The 13,480-nt window shown below is 72.7% G+C and carries 13 protein-coding genes; 4 read left to right on the plus strand and 9 right to left on the minus strand.

Annotation, left to right across the window (positions count from 1 at the left end):
• Positions 1-83 precede the first annotated feature (83 nt).
• Positions 84-2,540 carry a phosphoketolase family protein gene (locus H9L09_RS18375; protein WP_281390780.1) on the plus strand — a complete coding sequence of 819 codons (2,457 nt, stop codon included), beginning with the start codon at positions 84-86 and terminating at the stop codon, positions 2,538-2,540.
• Positions 2,541-2,553: 13 nt separating this feature from the next.
• On the opposite strand, the gene H9L09_RS18380 is transcribed toward H9L09_RS18375, so the two are convergent.
• From H9L09_RS18380 to H9L09_RS18395, 4 genes are all read right to left on the minus strand, one after another.
• Positions 2,554-3,909 carry a cation:proton antiporter gene (locus H9L09_RS18380; protein WP_246456103.1) on the minus strand — a complete coding sequence of 452 codons (1,356 nt, stop codon included), beginning with the start codon at positions 3,907-3,909 and terminating at the stop codon, positions 2,554-2,556.
• A gap of 146 nt (positions 3,910-4,055) precedes the next feature.
• Positions 4,056-4,697: a nucleoside/nucleotide kinase family protein gene (locus H9L09_RS18385; protein ID WP_187578259.1), complete on the minus strand. Its 642-nt coding sequence runs from the start codon at positions 4,695-4,697 to the stop codon at positions 4,056-4,058.
• Positions 4,698-4,734: 37 nt separating this feature from the next.
• Complete coding sequence (locus H9L09_RS18390) at positions 4,735-5,661, minus strand: LLM class F420-dependent oxidoreductase (protein ID WP_187578260.1); 927 nt, start codon at positions 5,659-5,661, stop codon at positions 4,735-4,737.
• Between the two features lie 42 nt (positions 5,662-5,703).
• Complete coding sequence (locus H9L09_RS18395; protein ID WP_187578261.1) at positions 5,704-6,360, minus strand: SDR family oxidoreductase; 657 nt, start codon at positions 6,358-6,360, stop codon at positions 5,704-5,706.
• A gap of 53 nt (positions 6,361-6,413) precedes the next feature.
• Between H9L09_RS18395 and H9L09_RS18400 the strand changes: the two genes are divergently transcribed.
• The 3 genes from H9L09_RS18400 to H9L09_RS18410 all read left to right on the plus strand — a co-directional run bounded on the left by H9L09_RS18400 (position 6,414) and on the right by H9L09_RS18410 (position 9,670).
• Positions 6,414-7,466 (plus strand): DNA polymerase IV, encoded by a 1,053-nt coding sequence (locus tag H9L09_RS18400; RefSeq protein WP_187578262.1) that lies wholly within the window; start codon positions 6,414-6,416, stop codon positions 7,464-7,466.
• Between the two features lie 191 nt (positions 7,467-7,657).
• Complete coding sequence (locus H9L09_RS18405) at positions 7,658-8,140, plus strand: hypothetical protein (RefSeq protein WP_187578263.1); 483 nt, start codon at positions 7,658-7,660, stop codon at positions 8,138-8,140.
• A gap of 141 nt (positions 8,141-8,281) precedes the next feature.
• Positions 8,282-9,670 carry a threonine/serine exporter family protein gene (locus tag H9L09_RS18410; RefSeq protein WP_187578264.1) on the plus strand — a complete coding sequence of 463 codons (1,389 nt, stop codon included), beginning with the start codon at positions 8,282-8,284 and terminating at the stop codon, positions 9,668-9,670.
• Here H9L09_RS18410 and H9L09_RS18415 read toward each other — a convergent pair.
• The 5 genes from H9L09_RS18415 to H9L09_RS18435 form a co-directional block, all read right to left on the minus strand.
• Positions 9,576-10,154: a DUF402 domain-containing protein gene (locus tag H9L09_RS18415; protein WP_187578265.1), complete on the minus strand. Its 579-nt coding sequence runs from the start codon at positions 10,152-10,154 to the stop codon at positions 9,576-9,578. The two genes, H9L09_RS18410 and H9L09_RS18415, sit on opposite strands and share 95 nt — an antisense overlap.
• A gap of 9 nt (positions 10,155-10,163) precedes the next feature.
• Entirely contained in the window at positions 10,164-10,508 is a 345-nt protein-coding gene (locus tag H9L09_RS18420; RefSeq protein WP_187578266.1) for a hypothetical protein, read from the minus strand.
• A 155-nt stretch (positions 10,509-10,663) separates the two neighbouring features.
• Positions 10,664-11,494, minus strand: a complete 831-nt coding sequence (locus H9L09_RS18425) for an SDR family NAD(P)-dependent oxidoreductase (RefSeq protein ID WP_187578267.1) — start codon at positions 11,492-11,494, stop codon at positions 10,664-10,666.
• A complete protein-coding gene (locus tag H9L09_RS18430; RefSeq protein WP_187578268.1) occupies positions 11,491-13,089 on the minus strand; it encodes a flavin-containing monooxygenase in 1,599 nt (532 codons plus the stop codon). Before H9L09_RS18430 ends, H9L09_RS18425 begins: the two co-directional genes overlap by 4 nt.
• Before the next feature lie 120 nt (positions 13,090-13,209).
• Positions 13,210-13,356, minus strand: coding sequence for a GPGG-motif small membrane protein (locus H9L09_RS18435; RefSeq protein WP_187578269.1), 147 nt, complete (start codon positions 13,354-13,356; stop codon positions 13,210-13,212).
• Between the last annotated feature and the right edge of the window lie 124 nt (positions 13,357-13,480).

Genomic DNA, 13,480 nt, shown 5'->3' on the forward strand with positions numbered 1-13,480 from the left:
GGGCCTGACAGGTCCCGGGATGTTCGGGCAGGGTGAGGGCAGGGGACGGCGACGTCCCGCCCCGACTGTCCCCGGAGGACCGCGTGACCGACACCACCGACCGGACCATGGCCGACGTGACCAGCACCGTGGGCGGGCGCCCGCTCGAGCCGGAGGAGCTGCGCCGGCTCGACGCCTGGTGGCGCGCGGCCAACTACCTCTCGGTCGGCCAGATCTACCTGATGGGCAACCCGCTGCTGCGCGAGCCGTTGCTGCCCGAGCACGTCAAGCCGCGGCTGCTCGGCCACTGGGGCACGACGCCCGGGCTCAACTTCCTCTACGCCCACCTGAACCGGGCGATCATGGCGCGCGACCTGTCGATGATGTATGTCATCGGCCCCGGTCACGGGGGTCCCGGCCTGGTGGCGTCGGCGTACCTCGACGGCACCTACAGCGAGGTCTATCCCGACATCAGTCTCGACGAGGACGGCCTGCGCAAGCTGTTCATGCAGTTCTCGTTCCCCGGGGGCATCCCCAGCCACGTCGCACCGGAGACGCCGGGATCGATCCACGAGGGCGGCGAGCTCGGCTACGCGCTCTCCCACGCGTACGGCGCCGCGTTCGACAACCCCGACCTGGTGGTCGCCGCCGTCGTCGGGGACGGCGAGGCCGAGACCGGTCCGCTGGCCACCAGCTGGCACTCCACCAAGTTCGTCGACCCCCGGCGTGACGGAGCGGTGCTGCCGATCCTGCACCTCAACGGCTACAAGATCGCCAACCCCACGGTGCTGGCGCGGATCACCGACGAGGAGCTCGACGCGCTGATGCGCGGCTACGGCCACACGCCGTACGTCGTCTCCGGGTCGGACCCGGAGGAGATGCACCAGGCCTTCGCGGCGACCCTGGACCACTGCCTCGACGAGATCCGCGAGATCCAGGAGGGCGCCCGTTCCGGGGGGCGCACCGAGCGGCCGCGCTGGCCGATGATCGTGCTCCGGTCTCCGAAGGGCTGGACCGGGCCGGCCGAGGTGGACGGCAAGAGGGTCGAGGGCTACTGGCGCTCCCACCAGGTGCCGTTCGCCGACGCCCGCCAGGACGACGGTCACCGCAAGGTGCTCGAGGACTGGATGCGCAGCTACCGGCCCGAGGAGCTCTTCGACGACGCCGGCACCCCGGTCCAGGAGGTGGCGGAGCTGCACCCGGCGGGGGAGCGCCGGATGAGCGCCTCACCGCACGCCAACGGCGGTGAGCTGTTGCGCGACCTGCGGATGCCGGACTTCCGCGACTACGCGGTGCCGGTGGAGCATCCCGGGACCGGCGCGGTCGAGTCCACCCGGGTCCTCGGCGGGTTCCTGCGGGACGTGATGGCGCGCAACATGGAGACGTTCCGGATGTTCGCCCCGGACGAGAACAGCTCGAACCGCCTCCAGGACGTCATGGAAGTCACTGACCGGACCTGGAACGCCGAGATCCTGCCCTACGACGACCACCTCGCGGTCGACGGCCGGATCATGGAGATGCTCTCCGAGCACACCTGCCAGGGCTGGCTCGAGGGCTACCTGCTGACCGGCCGGCACGGCTTCTTCTCCTGCTACGAGGCGTTCATCCACCTCGTGGACTCGATGTTCAACCAGCACGCCAAGTGGCTGAAGACCACCGACGACATCCCCTGGCGCCGCCCGGTGGCCAGCCTGAACTACCTGCTCACCTCGCACGTGTGGCGCCAGGACCACAACGGCTTCTCGCACCAGGACCCCGGGTTCATCGACCACGTCGTGAACAAGAAGGCCGACGTGATCAGGGTCTACCTCCCCGCCGACGCCAACACGCTGCTCTCGGTCGCGGACCACTGCCTGCGCAGTCGGCAGTACGTCAACGTGATCGTGGCCGGCAAGCAGCCGGCGCTGCAGTACCTGTCCATGGACGAGGCGATCGTGCACGCCACCAAGGGGATCGGCATCTGGGACTGGGCGAGCACCGACGAGGGCCAGGAGCCGGACGTGGTGGTCGGCTGCGCCGGGGACGTCCCGACGATGGAGGCGCTCGCCGCCACCGACCTGCTGCGTGGCTTCTTCCCGGACCTGAGGCTGCGCTTCGTCAACGTGGTGGACCTGATGCGCCTGCAGGGACACGAGGAGCACCCGCACGGGCTGCCCGACGCCGACTTCGACGCGTTGTTCACCAAGGACAAGCCGGTGATCTTCGCCTACCACGGGTACCCCTGGCTGATCCATCGGCTGACCTACCGGCGCACCAACCACCACAACATCCACGTGCGCGGCTACAAGGAGGAGGGGACCACCACCACGCCCTTCGACATGGCGGTGATGAACCAGATCGACAGGTTCAACCTGGCGATGGACGTCATCGACCGGGTGCCGCGGCTGCAAGCCACCTCCGGGCACGCCCGGGAGTCGTTGAAGAACAGGCTGATCGAGCACCGCATCCACGTGCGCAGCCACGGCGAGGACCTCCCCGAGATCCGCAGCTGGGAGTTCAGCCGCGGCGGCGGCCCGACCGTCCTGACCACGGACGCCGAGAAGAGCGCACCCGAAGGCTGAGCACCGGACCGGCTCAGGACGCCTGGGGGGCGGCGGTCTCCCGGTCCCGGGCCGCGTCGAGGCGGCGCATCACCGGAGTGGCGGCCACGCCGTGCACCAGCACCGACGCGGTGATGGTGAAGGCGACGGTGGCCCACAGCTGCTCGAGGTGGCCGAAGTCGGCGTGACCGGCGGCGTAGGCGAGGTAGTACAGCGACCCGACCCCGCGCACGCCGAGGAACGCGACGGCCGTCCGCTCGCGCGGTGCCAGCACGTGCCCGCCGGCCTGAGGACCGCTTCGGTTGACCCGCAGGGACACCAGCCCGGACAGCGGCCGGACCACGAACACCAGCAGCAGCCCGACCAGCGCACCCTGCCAGGTGAGGTGGACCAGCAGCCCGTTGGTGATGGCCACGCCGAGCAGCAGCAGCACGATCAGGGTGAGCAGCCGTTCCAGCCGCTCGACGAGGCCGTGCATGTGCACGTGGTACTCGTGGCTGCGCTCGGCGGACCGCAGCGCCATCGCGCAGGCGAAGACCGCCAGGAAGCCGTAGCCGCCGACCACCTCGGTGACGCCGTAGGAGAGCAGCACCGCGGCCAGGGCCATCAACGGCTCACCGGTCTCCGCCAGCCGCAGCGACGGAGCCGGGCCCCGGAAGGCGACCTTGGCGAGCAGCGTCCCGACCGCGACACCCACCACGATCCCCAGCACGACCTTGCCGACCAGGTCCCAGGCGAGCCAGTGCAGACCCCACTCGCCGACACCGCCGAGGGTGGCCAGCGCGATCGCAGCGTAGACGAAGGGGAAGGCCAGTCCGTCGTTGAGCCCGGCCTCGGAGGTGAGCGCGAACCGGACCTCGTCGTGCTCGTCGATCGACTCCAGCGGGTCGTCCTCGACGCCGGCCTCGTCGGCGCCGTCCGGGTCGAGGGTGGTCGGGCCCTCCACCTGGACGTCGGAGGCGAGCACCGGGTCGGTGGGGGCCAGTACCGCGCCCAGCAGCAACGCCGCGGCGGGGGCCAGACCCATCGCCCACCAGCCCAGCAGCGCCGTCGCGCCGATGGTCAGCGGCATCGCGAACGCCAGCAGCCGCCAGGTCGCCCCCCACCGGCGCCAGGTGGAGCGGTCGCGCAGCCGCAGCGGCCGGTCCAGCGCCAGCCCGACGCCCATCAGCGCGACCACGACGCAGAACTCGGTCAGGTGCTCGACGAAGGCGCGGTGCTCGATCGGTGAGGGCCGGAAGCCCTCGGGGAGCGGCAGCAGCCCGATCGCGCCGCCGACGACGAGCAGCACCATCGGCGCGGAGACCGCCTGCCGGTGCAGCGCGGAGGGCAGCACCACGGCCAGGAACAGCGCGGCACCCATGAGCAGGTAGACGACATCGGCGGTCACCGGACCTCGACCTCGTCAGGGCGCGGTCGGACGACACGAACGGAGGGGGGCACGGGTTCCTTGTACCCAGCCCGGAAGGGGTCCACGCAGCCGCCACCGGTGTCGCCGCCCACAGTCCGCCCGAGGCCGGTGAGCCTGGGGCCGGATCAGCCGGCGACCACCCGGTCGGCCCGGGTCCGTCCGGCGGCCACGAGCCGGGCGTTCGGCTCGTCGACGGCCTCGACCCAGGCCGCCGCGGCGGCCGGGTCCTTGCCGAAGCGAACGTGGCGGGCGATCAGTCGCTCCCGGCGCAGCCGGTCGGCCACGTCGACGTACCAGGTCTCGTCGAGCAGGGCCCGCACCCGCTCCCAGCCGCCCTCCCGCAGCAGCAGGTAGTTGCCCTCGGTGACCACGAGCCGGACCTGTGGCAGAACGACGCGTGCGGCGGCCAGCGGCTGCTCCAGGTCGCGCTCGAAGGCCGGCACGTAGACCGGGTCGGGGTCCCGGCAGTGCAGCCGGCGCAGCGTCGCGAGGTAGCCGTGCAGGTCGAACGTGGCCGGCGCGCCCTTGCGCTCGCGCAGACCCAGCCGGTCCAGCTGGGCGTCGGCCAGGTGGAAGCCGTCCATCGGCACCAGCGCCACCTCCTCGGCTCGCAGGGCGCCGGAGGCGGTCACCGCGGCGAGCAGCTGCCCGGCCAGCGTGGACTTGCCCGCACCCGGGGGGCCGGTGATCCCGAGGACGGCCCGGCCCTCCGCCGGCACCAGCCGCAGCGCGTGGCCGGTCAACTCGGCGAGGTCCGCGGTGGGCACGCCCGCAGCGTAGTCGGCTGGCGCCGCCCGGACGCGGTCAGACCTGCGGCATCACCCGGTCGGCCACCACCGCCAGGTGGTCGAGGTCCGCGAGGTCGAGCAGCTGGAGGTAGACCCGGGAAGCACCGGCCTCCGCGTAGCGGCCGAGGACGTCGACGGCCTCGTCCGCGGTGCCGGCCACCCCGGTGGCCCGCAGCTCCTCGGGGTCGCGACCGATCGCGGCGGCCCGACGACGTACCTCCGCGTCGTCCCGGCCCACGCACAGCACCAGGGCGTTGGAGTACACGAGCTCCGCGGGGTCGCGGCCGAGGTCGATGCAGGCGCGCCGGACCCGGGCGAACTGGTCGCGGGTGAACTCCGGGGTGTCGAACGGGATGTTGTACTCGTCGGCGAACCGGGCGGCCAGTCGGGGTGTTCGCCGGGCGCCCCGCCCACCGACGATGACCGGTGGCCGCGGACGCTGCATCGGCTTGGGCAGGGCCGGCGAGTCCTTCACCGAGAAGTGGTCGCCGGCGAAGTCGAAGGTCCGGCCCGGCGGCGTGGCCCACAGCCCGGTGATGAGCTCGAGCGACTCCTCCAGCCGGTCGAAGCGCTCACCGGTCGGCGGGAACGGGATGCCGTACGCCGTGTGCTCCTCGTCGAACCAGCCGGCCCCGAGACCGAGCTCCACCCGACCCTGGCTCATCTGGTCGACGTTGGCGACCGCGATGGCGAGCGGCCCCGGAAGCCGGAAAGTCGCGGAGGTGACCAGGGTGCCGAGACGGATCGTGTCGGTGTCCCGGGCGAGGCCCGCCAGGCTGATCCAGGCGTCGGTCGGCCCGGGCTCGCCGTTGCCGCCCATCGCCAGGTAGTGGTCGGAGCGGAAGAAGGCGCCGAAGCCCATCGCCTCGGCCGTGATCGCGACCGCGAGGAGGTCGTCGTAGGTGGCTCCCTGCTGTGGTTCGGTGAAGACCCTGAGCTCCATGGGCCCACCCTTGCCGGTGTCGCCCGGCTGCGGCAAGAGCGCTCAGCCGTCGTACGGCAGCTCGACGCGCCAGCTCTCCTCGGGCTGCCGGGCAGCGTCGAACAGCGCCTGCGCCACCCGGTCGGGGTCGAAGGCGGTGCCGGCCTCGAGCGTGCCGTTGACCGTCACCGACACCGCCCGGATGCCGTCGGGCCGCAGGGTCGCGTCGATCGACCGGACGAGGTTGCGCAGGGCCGCCTTCTGCACCCCGAGCGACGCCGCCCGGTGCCAGGGGGCGTCCGCGGCCATGCTCCCGGTGGCGCTCACCCGGCCACCGGCGGCCATGAACGGCCGGGCGGCCTGCAGCGCGGTGAGCAGCCCGCCGACCCCGACGTGCACGTCCTGGAGCAGCTCGGCGGCGGTGAGCTCGAGCGGGTCCCGCTCCCGGAACACGCTGGGGTTGTAGTGCAACACGTCGATCGAGCCGGAGAAGCCGCCGAACCGGGTCACCGCCGCGCGCAGGGCGCCCTCGTCGGTGAGGTCGGCCGCGGTCCAGCCGGCGGTGATGCCCTCTGCCTGGAGGGCGGTCCCCAGCTCCTCGAGCCGCCCGGGGGAGCGTGCCACCAGTGCGACCGCGTAGCCCTCCCGTCCGTAGCGGCGGGCCAGGGCGGCCCCCAGCCCCGGACCCGCACCCACCACGACGATCACCGGAGCAGCCATGCGGGCAATCTAGACCAGCAGTGCCGGTCGGGGGCGGAGGGCAGACTTGGCGCATGACGGCGACGCCGCACCGGTGGGTGCTCCACGTCGACCTCGACCAGTTCATCGCGGCGGTCGAGGTGCTGCGCCGTCCGGAGCTGGCAGGTCGGCCGGTGGTGGTCGGCGGCCGCGGGGACCCCTCCGAGCGCGGGGTGGTCGCGACCGCGTCGTACGAGGCGCGCGAGTTCGGCATCCGCTCGGGCATGCCGCTGCGCACGGCGGCACGGAAATGTCCCGACGCGGTGTTCCTCCCCGCCGACGGGCCCGCGTACGACGCCGCCTCGGCGCAGGTGATGCAGGTGCTGCGCTCCTTCGAGGTGCCGGTGGAGGTGCTCGGCTGGGACGAGGCGTTCCTGGGTGTCGAGACCGACGACCCGGAGGGATTCGCCGCCGACGTGCGCGCCGCCGTCCTGGAGGAGACGGGGCTGCACTGCTCGGTCGGGATCGGCGACAACAAGGTCCGGGCGAAGAACGCCACCGACCTGGGCAAGCCGCGCGGTGCCTTCCGGCTCACCGAGGAGAACTGGTTCGAGGTGATGGGGGACCGGCCCACCCAGGCGCTCTGGGGTGTCGGCCCCAAGACCTCGGCGAAGCTGGCCGCGATGGGCGTGCGGACCGTCGCCGAGCTGGCCGCGACACCGGCCCGCACGCTGGCCGACCGGCTCGGTCCCACGATGGGGCCGTGGTACCGGCGGCTCGGTCGCGGGGCCGACTCCTCCGCCGTCGACCCGACTCCCTACGTCCCGCGCGGACACGGCCGGGAGACCACGTTCCAGCGCGACCTCACCGACTGGGAGCAGGTGGCCGACGAGGTACGCCGGCTCGCCCGGCGCGTCCTGGAGGACGTCCGCGCCGAGGACCGACCGGCCGTCCGGGTAGGGCTCAAGGTCCGCTACGCCCCCTTCGAGACCCGGACCCGCAGCACCGCGCTGCCGGAGCCGACCACAGCGGAGTCGCCGGTCCTCGACGCAGTCACCGGGCTGCTCGACGGGTTCGACCGGAGCCGTGCCGTGCGGCTGCTCGGGGTGCGCCTGGAGATGGCTCCGCCGGTCCTCATACCCCGCTGAACCCGGACAATCTGCCGGCGGGACTGGTTGGGGAGGACTAGCAAACGTGGTCCGAAAGGGCCATTTCGACCCCGATTATCAACCTGAATCGAACAGACCACTGCCACTGCGGCACGGCAACCCCTACGGTGCAAGTCCCCCCATCCGCAATGTGAGAACTGGGAGATCACATGACGCGAAACAGTAGGGCGGTGACGCGCGCCCGCGCGCTCCGCATCGGTGGCGCCATCGGCGCCGGCACCCTGGTCCTGGGCATGGTGACCGTCGGCGCCGCCGTCGCGGCCACCGGCAGCAGCTCCGACAAGGTGTCGGTCCAGCTCGCCCCGCCGAAGAAGAGCAAGGAGGCGCGGGTCGACCTGGCCCCGCCGCGCAAGAGCAAGGAGGCGCGGGTCGACCTGGCCCCGCCGCGCAAGAGCAAGGAGGCGCGGGTCGACCTGGCCCCGCCGCGCAAGAGCAAGGAGGCGCGGGTCGACCTGGCCCCGCCGCGCAAGTCCAAGGAGGCGCGGGTCGACCTGGCCCCGCCGCGCAAGAGCAAGGAGGCGCGGGTCGACCTGGCCCCGCCGCGCAAGTCCAAGGAGGCGTCGGTCGACCTGGCCCCGCCGCGCAAGTCCAAGGAGGCGTCGGTCGACCTGGCCCCGCCGCGCAAGTCCAAGGAAGCCGCTCCGACCAGCTGATCGGAGCCTTCCGCAAGGCCCCCGCACCGCGTCCGGTCCGGGGGCCTCGTCATGCCACGACCACCGTCGCCGGTCCGGGTGAGCAAACGCACGTTCACGGGCTCGCGTCGCAGGGGTGCGGTTCGGGAGACTTGGGCTGCGATGCCTGAGACGAAACGGATCAACAAGACCCTCGACCTGGCGCTGCGCGTCGGGGAGGTGCTGCTCTCCTCCGGAGCCGGCGCCGCGGACGTCAACGCCACGATGTGGTCGGTGGTGCATGCCTGCGGCCTGCGCGGCGTCGACGTGGACGTCACCTTCACCGCGCTCACCGTCACCCACCAGACCGTCGACGACGAACCGCCGCGGATCGCGGTGCGCCACGTCCGGCACCGCGAGATCGACTACGAGGACCTGACCGAGGTCGACCACCTCGTGCGCGACCTGATCTCCGGTCGGATCGACCTCGACGAGGCCCGCGCGCGGCTGGCCCGGATCGTCTCCTCCGGTCACCGGCGCCCCCGCTGGGCGGCCACCCTCGCCAACGGCGTGATGGGCGCGGGGGTGGGGTTGCTGCTGGGCGGCAACTGGCTGCTGATCGGCATCGCCTTCGTCGCCGCGGTGCTCATCGACCGGTTGATGAGGGCGATGAGCCGCCGGCGGCTGCCCGGCTTCTACCAGCAGGTGGCCGGCGGTCTGGTGGCCACGCTGCTGGCGGTCGGCACCGCGGCCGCCGGGGTGTCCACCGACCCCTCGATGGTGGTGACCGCCAGCATCATCATGCTGCTCGCCGGGATCGGGTTCATGGGGGCGGTGCAGGACGCGCTGACCGGGTTCCCGCTCACCGCGGGCGCGCGGATCCTGGAGGCCATGCTCGCCACGGCGGGGATCATCGCCGGGGTGAGCGGCGGGCTGGCGATCGGGGACATGCTGGGCGTGGACCTCGGCCGGCTCGATCCGGGCGCGAGCTCGCTCACCGACCTCGGAGCCGTCGTGGTGGGGTCGGCGGTGGCGGCGGGCGCGTTCGCCTACGCCTCCTACGCGCCGCTGCGGACGATCGCGCCGATCGCGCTGATCGCCGGGGGCGCCGCGCTGGTCTTCACCGGCGTCGAGGCGCAGGGCGTCGGCCGGGCCTGGGCGGCGGCGTCGGCGGCGGTGCTGATCGGGGTGGTCTCCTACTCGGCGGCCGGCCGGGTCCGGGTGCCGCCGCTGGTGGTGGTGGTCTCCGCCATCGTCCCGCTGCTGCCCGGGCTGTCGATCTACCGCGGGCTGGCACTGCTCGGGATGGGCGGCAACGGCATCCTGTCGCTGATCAACGCCGTCGCGATCGCGATCGCCCTGGCCTCCGGGGTGCTGCTCGGCGAGCACTTCGCCCAGCCGCTGAAGCGGGAGGCCCGGCGGCTGGAGGACCGGCTCGCCGGTCCCCGGCTGGTGGGTCCGTTGCGCGCCCGGACCGTCAGCCGCGGTCGGCGTCACCCCGGGGAGCGTCCGGAGGAGCGTGCAGAGGCGCGGTCGGGGGAGCCGGCAGCCGGCTCAGCCAGGACCGGCTGACCTGCCCGTCGTACGGCGGCCGGCGGGAGGTGACCGCGGCGTGCACCCGCTCGCACGAGGCGGTCGCCAGCCGCACCACGTCGGCCGGGTAGCCGAAGCGCACCCGGTGGTCGGCGAACTCGTCCTCGTCGTCGATCCAGACCCGCCCGGTGCGGCCGCGGACCACGTCGAGGTCCAGGTCGACCATCGTGACCGTCGCGTCCGCCCAGACCGGGATGGTCGTGATGTCGACGTACACCTCGACCCAGCCGGCGGGCAGGTCGGTGGCGCCGTGGGCGTAGAAGGTCGCCACGAAGGCCCCGTCGCGCGGCACCAGCGCGGTGAAGCCGAGCGGAGTGTGGTACTCGGCGCCCGGGCGGCTCACCCGGGTGCCGGCCGGCGCGCCCAGCCAGGTGCCGTGCTCGTCCTCGCCGAGCCGGATCGCGTCGTACTCCCAGTGCGGTCGTCCGCCCCACTTCGTGAAGCTCACCCGGGCCTCGTGCACGCTCGGATCCTAGGCGCCCGAGGCGGCCTCTCCCGGCTGCGACAGGCAGGGACGGAAGGCGTCGGTGGCGCAGTTGAACCAGTAGGGCCCGATCCGCAGGGCGTGGAACTGCCGATAGACCACCCGTGAGCTGGGGAAGAGCCCGAGGACCGACCTGAGCCGCTCCGGGTCGTGGTGACGCCACGCGAGCAGCTCGCCGGAGGCCAGGGTCAGCTCCACGCGCTCACCGTCGACGAGGAGCCGCTCGGCGCGCACCGACGGGGAGCGCAGCGCCTGCCCCTGCTGGATGTAGTGCATCTGGTGGCCCGGGTCGTAGCTCTCGCAGACCAGCAGCTCCGGGCGCGCGGACAGCACCGGGCTCCGCGACGCGCGCGCGCCGGACCGGGTCTCTCCCCGTGCGGGCAGAGAGTGGAACCTGCTCATCGACCCCCCGGGTGATGTTCGAGGTCCCACCGTACGTCCTGGCGCCGACAGAACGCAGCAGGCGTCTCGCGGCGGGGGAGAACCGGTCAGGGCGCCAGCCGCTTGGACAGCCGGGCGACCACGTCCTGGTAGCGCGGTCCGGCGACCCGGACGAGCACGTCGAGCAGCTGAGCGTCGGCTCCGACGACAGCGCGCGGTCGGCCGGCGCGGACAGCCGCCCAGATCACCTCGGCCGCCTTCTCCGGCGTCGTCCTGGCCAGCCTGCGGTCGAAGTGCCGGGCCACCTCCGCCTGGTCGTGCGAGGCGGTGGTCCGGGCGTTGCGGGCGATCGCGGTGCGGATGCCGCCGGGGTGCACGCAGGTGACCCCGACCGGGTGGCCGGCGACCAGCATCTCCTCGCGCAGGGCCTCGGTGAAGCCGCGCACCGCGAACTTCGCGGAGTTGTAGGCGGTCTGACCGGGCATCCCCATCAGGCCGAACAGGCTGGAGAGGTTCACCAGGTGCCCGTCGCCGGAGGCGATCAGGTGCGGGAGGAACTCCTTGGTGCCGTGCACCACGCCCCAGAAGTCGACGTCGATGACCCACTCGAAGTCCTCGTAGGAGACCTCCTCGAAGTCGCCGTGCAGGGCCACCCCGGCGTTGTTCACCAGCACGTTCACCCGGCCGAGCTCCTCGCTGACCGAGGCGGCGTAGTGCCGCATCGCCTCGCGGTCGCGGACGTCGAGCCGGTCGGTGCGGCACTGGCCGGGGCCGGTGCCGGCATCGGCGAGCAGCGAGGCCGTCTCGGCCAGGCCGGTCTCGTCCCAGTCGCTGAGCGCCAGCACGGCGCCCTGCCGGCCGGCGTCGAGCGCGAGGGCACGGCCGATGCCGGAGCCGGCACCGGTGATCACGACGACCTTGCCGTCGAGGGACTTCACGCGCGGACCTTGGCGGTGGTGGGCGAGGAGCCGGTCGGGTCCTGGCCGTGCTCTGGCCCGGGACCGGCCGGGGTGGTCACGTAGCGCTCCACGTCGAACGAGGACAGCAGCCGGCGGAACACGAAGGTGGTCCGTGGCCACAGCGTGGTGTTGCGGCCGTGCGCGTCGAGGTACCAGCTCGAGCAGCCGCCGGTGCTCCACACCGTGCGCTTCATCCGGCGCTGCAGGGCGGCGTTCCAGCGGTGCTGAGCGGCCGCGGTCGGCTGGACCGAGGCGAGCCCCCGACGGCGCATCGTGGCCAGCGCGTCGAGGACGTAGGCGATCTGGGACTCGATGACGAAGACCATGCTCGAGTGCCCGAGGCCGGTGTTGGGCCCGACGATCTGGAAGAGGTTCGGGAAGCCGTGGACGGTCGTGCCCTTGTAGGCGTTCATGCCCTCCCCGGCCCACACCTCCGCCAGCGAACGGCCCTCCCGGCCGCGGATCCGGGCGGCGATCGGCTGCTCGGTGGTGTGGAAGCCGGTCGCCACCACGATCGCGTCGACCGGTCGCTCGGTGCCGTCGGCGCTCACCACGCCGGTGCGGCTGATCCGGCGGATCGGGTCGGTGACCAGCGCGACGTGGTCCTGCGCGAGGGCGGGGTAGTAGTCGTTGGAGAGCAGCACCCGCTTGCAGCCGAGGCGGTACGTCGGGGTCACCGCGGCTTGCAGCCCGGGGTCGTGGATGGCTCGCGCGATGTTGGCCCGGGCGGCCCGCTCCGCCGGGGCGGCCAGCCGCGGGTCGATCGTGAACCCGGGCACGTAGCACTCACGCGCCCAGTAGATCGCGGTGCGGTAGGCGCGCCGCAACGGCGGCAGGTGCCGCAGCGCCAGCCGCTCGAGGGAGGAGTAGGCGCGGTCACGGCGGGGGATCACCCACGGTGCGGTGCGCTGGTAGACGTCGAGGTGGGCGACCGTCCTGGCCAGCTCGGGCACGATCTGGATCGCCGAGGCGCCGGTGCCGATCACCGCCACCCGCTTGCCGGCGAGGTCCTGCTCGTGGTCCCAGCGGGCGGAGTGGAAGATCGTCCTCTCGAACTCGTCGACGCCGTCGATGGCGGGCATCCGAGGCTCCGACAGCCCGCCGGTGGCGGTGACCAGCACGTCGGCGCTGAGCTCGCCGGCGCTGGTCACGACCCGCCACCGGGCGGCCTCGTCGTCCCAGCTCGCCCGCTCCAACGACGTACCGAAGAAGAAGCGGTCCAGGACTCCGGACTCCCGGGCGACGCGCCGCAGGTAGGCCTGGATCTCCGCCTGCGGGGAGAACGACCGCGACCAGTCGGGATTGGGTGCGAAGGAGAAGCTGTAGAGCTGCGAGGGCACGTCGCAGGCGGCACCGGGATAGGTGTTGTCCCGCCAGGTGCCGCCGACCTCCTCGCCCTTGTCGAGGACGGCGAAGTCCCGCTCCCCCTGCTGCTGCAGCCGGATCGCCATGCCCAGGCCGCCGAAGCCGGCGCCCACCACCAGCACGCGGACGTGCCGGGGCAGTGCGGCCGGCCCGGCCGCTGCCGGCGTGGCGGAGGTGACCGGCGGGCTCGGGGGAGCGGTAGTGCTCATGAACGCGAAGATACCGACTGGTAGGGAAGCCGGCACCCCCGCCCGGAGATACGACGACCGGCTGGACCTTGCCCGGGTGCGGGGAAGGTCCAGCCGGTCGTCCGACGGGTCGCTGCTCAGCTACTTGTTGAAGAGGCTGTAACCGCCGGGGCCGACCAGGAGGCCGACCACGATCAGGACGATGCCCATGAGGACGCCGCCACGGATCAAGGTGACGATGCCCCAGATGACCAGGGCCACCGCGATGAGCCAGAGGATGAATGTCATGTTGAACTCCCTTCCGGAAGAAGATGTGCCCCACCGTGGGTGTTCCAAACCTGATCTCGTCGTGAGCGCTCCCTCTCGCAGGCAGGCCTGAGGTGCGGCCGTGCCGCCCGTAGACTCGCACCCG

The sequence above is a fragment of the Nocardioides mesophilus genome, from assembly GCF_014395785.1.
GTDB lineage: Bacteria > Actinomycetota > Actinomycetes > Propionibacteriales > Nocardioidaceae > Nocardioides_B > Nocardioides_B mesophilus.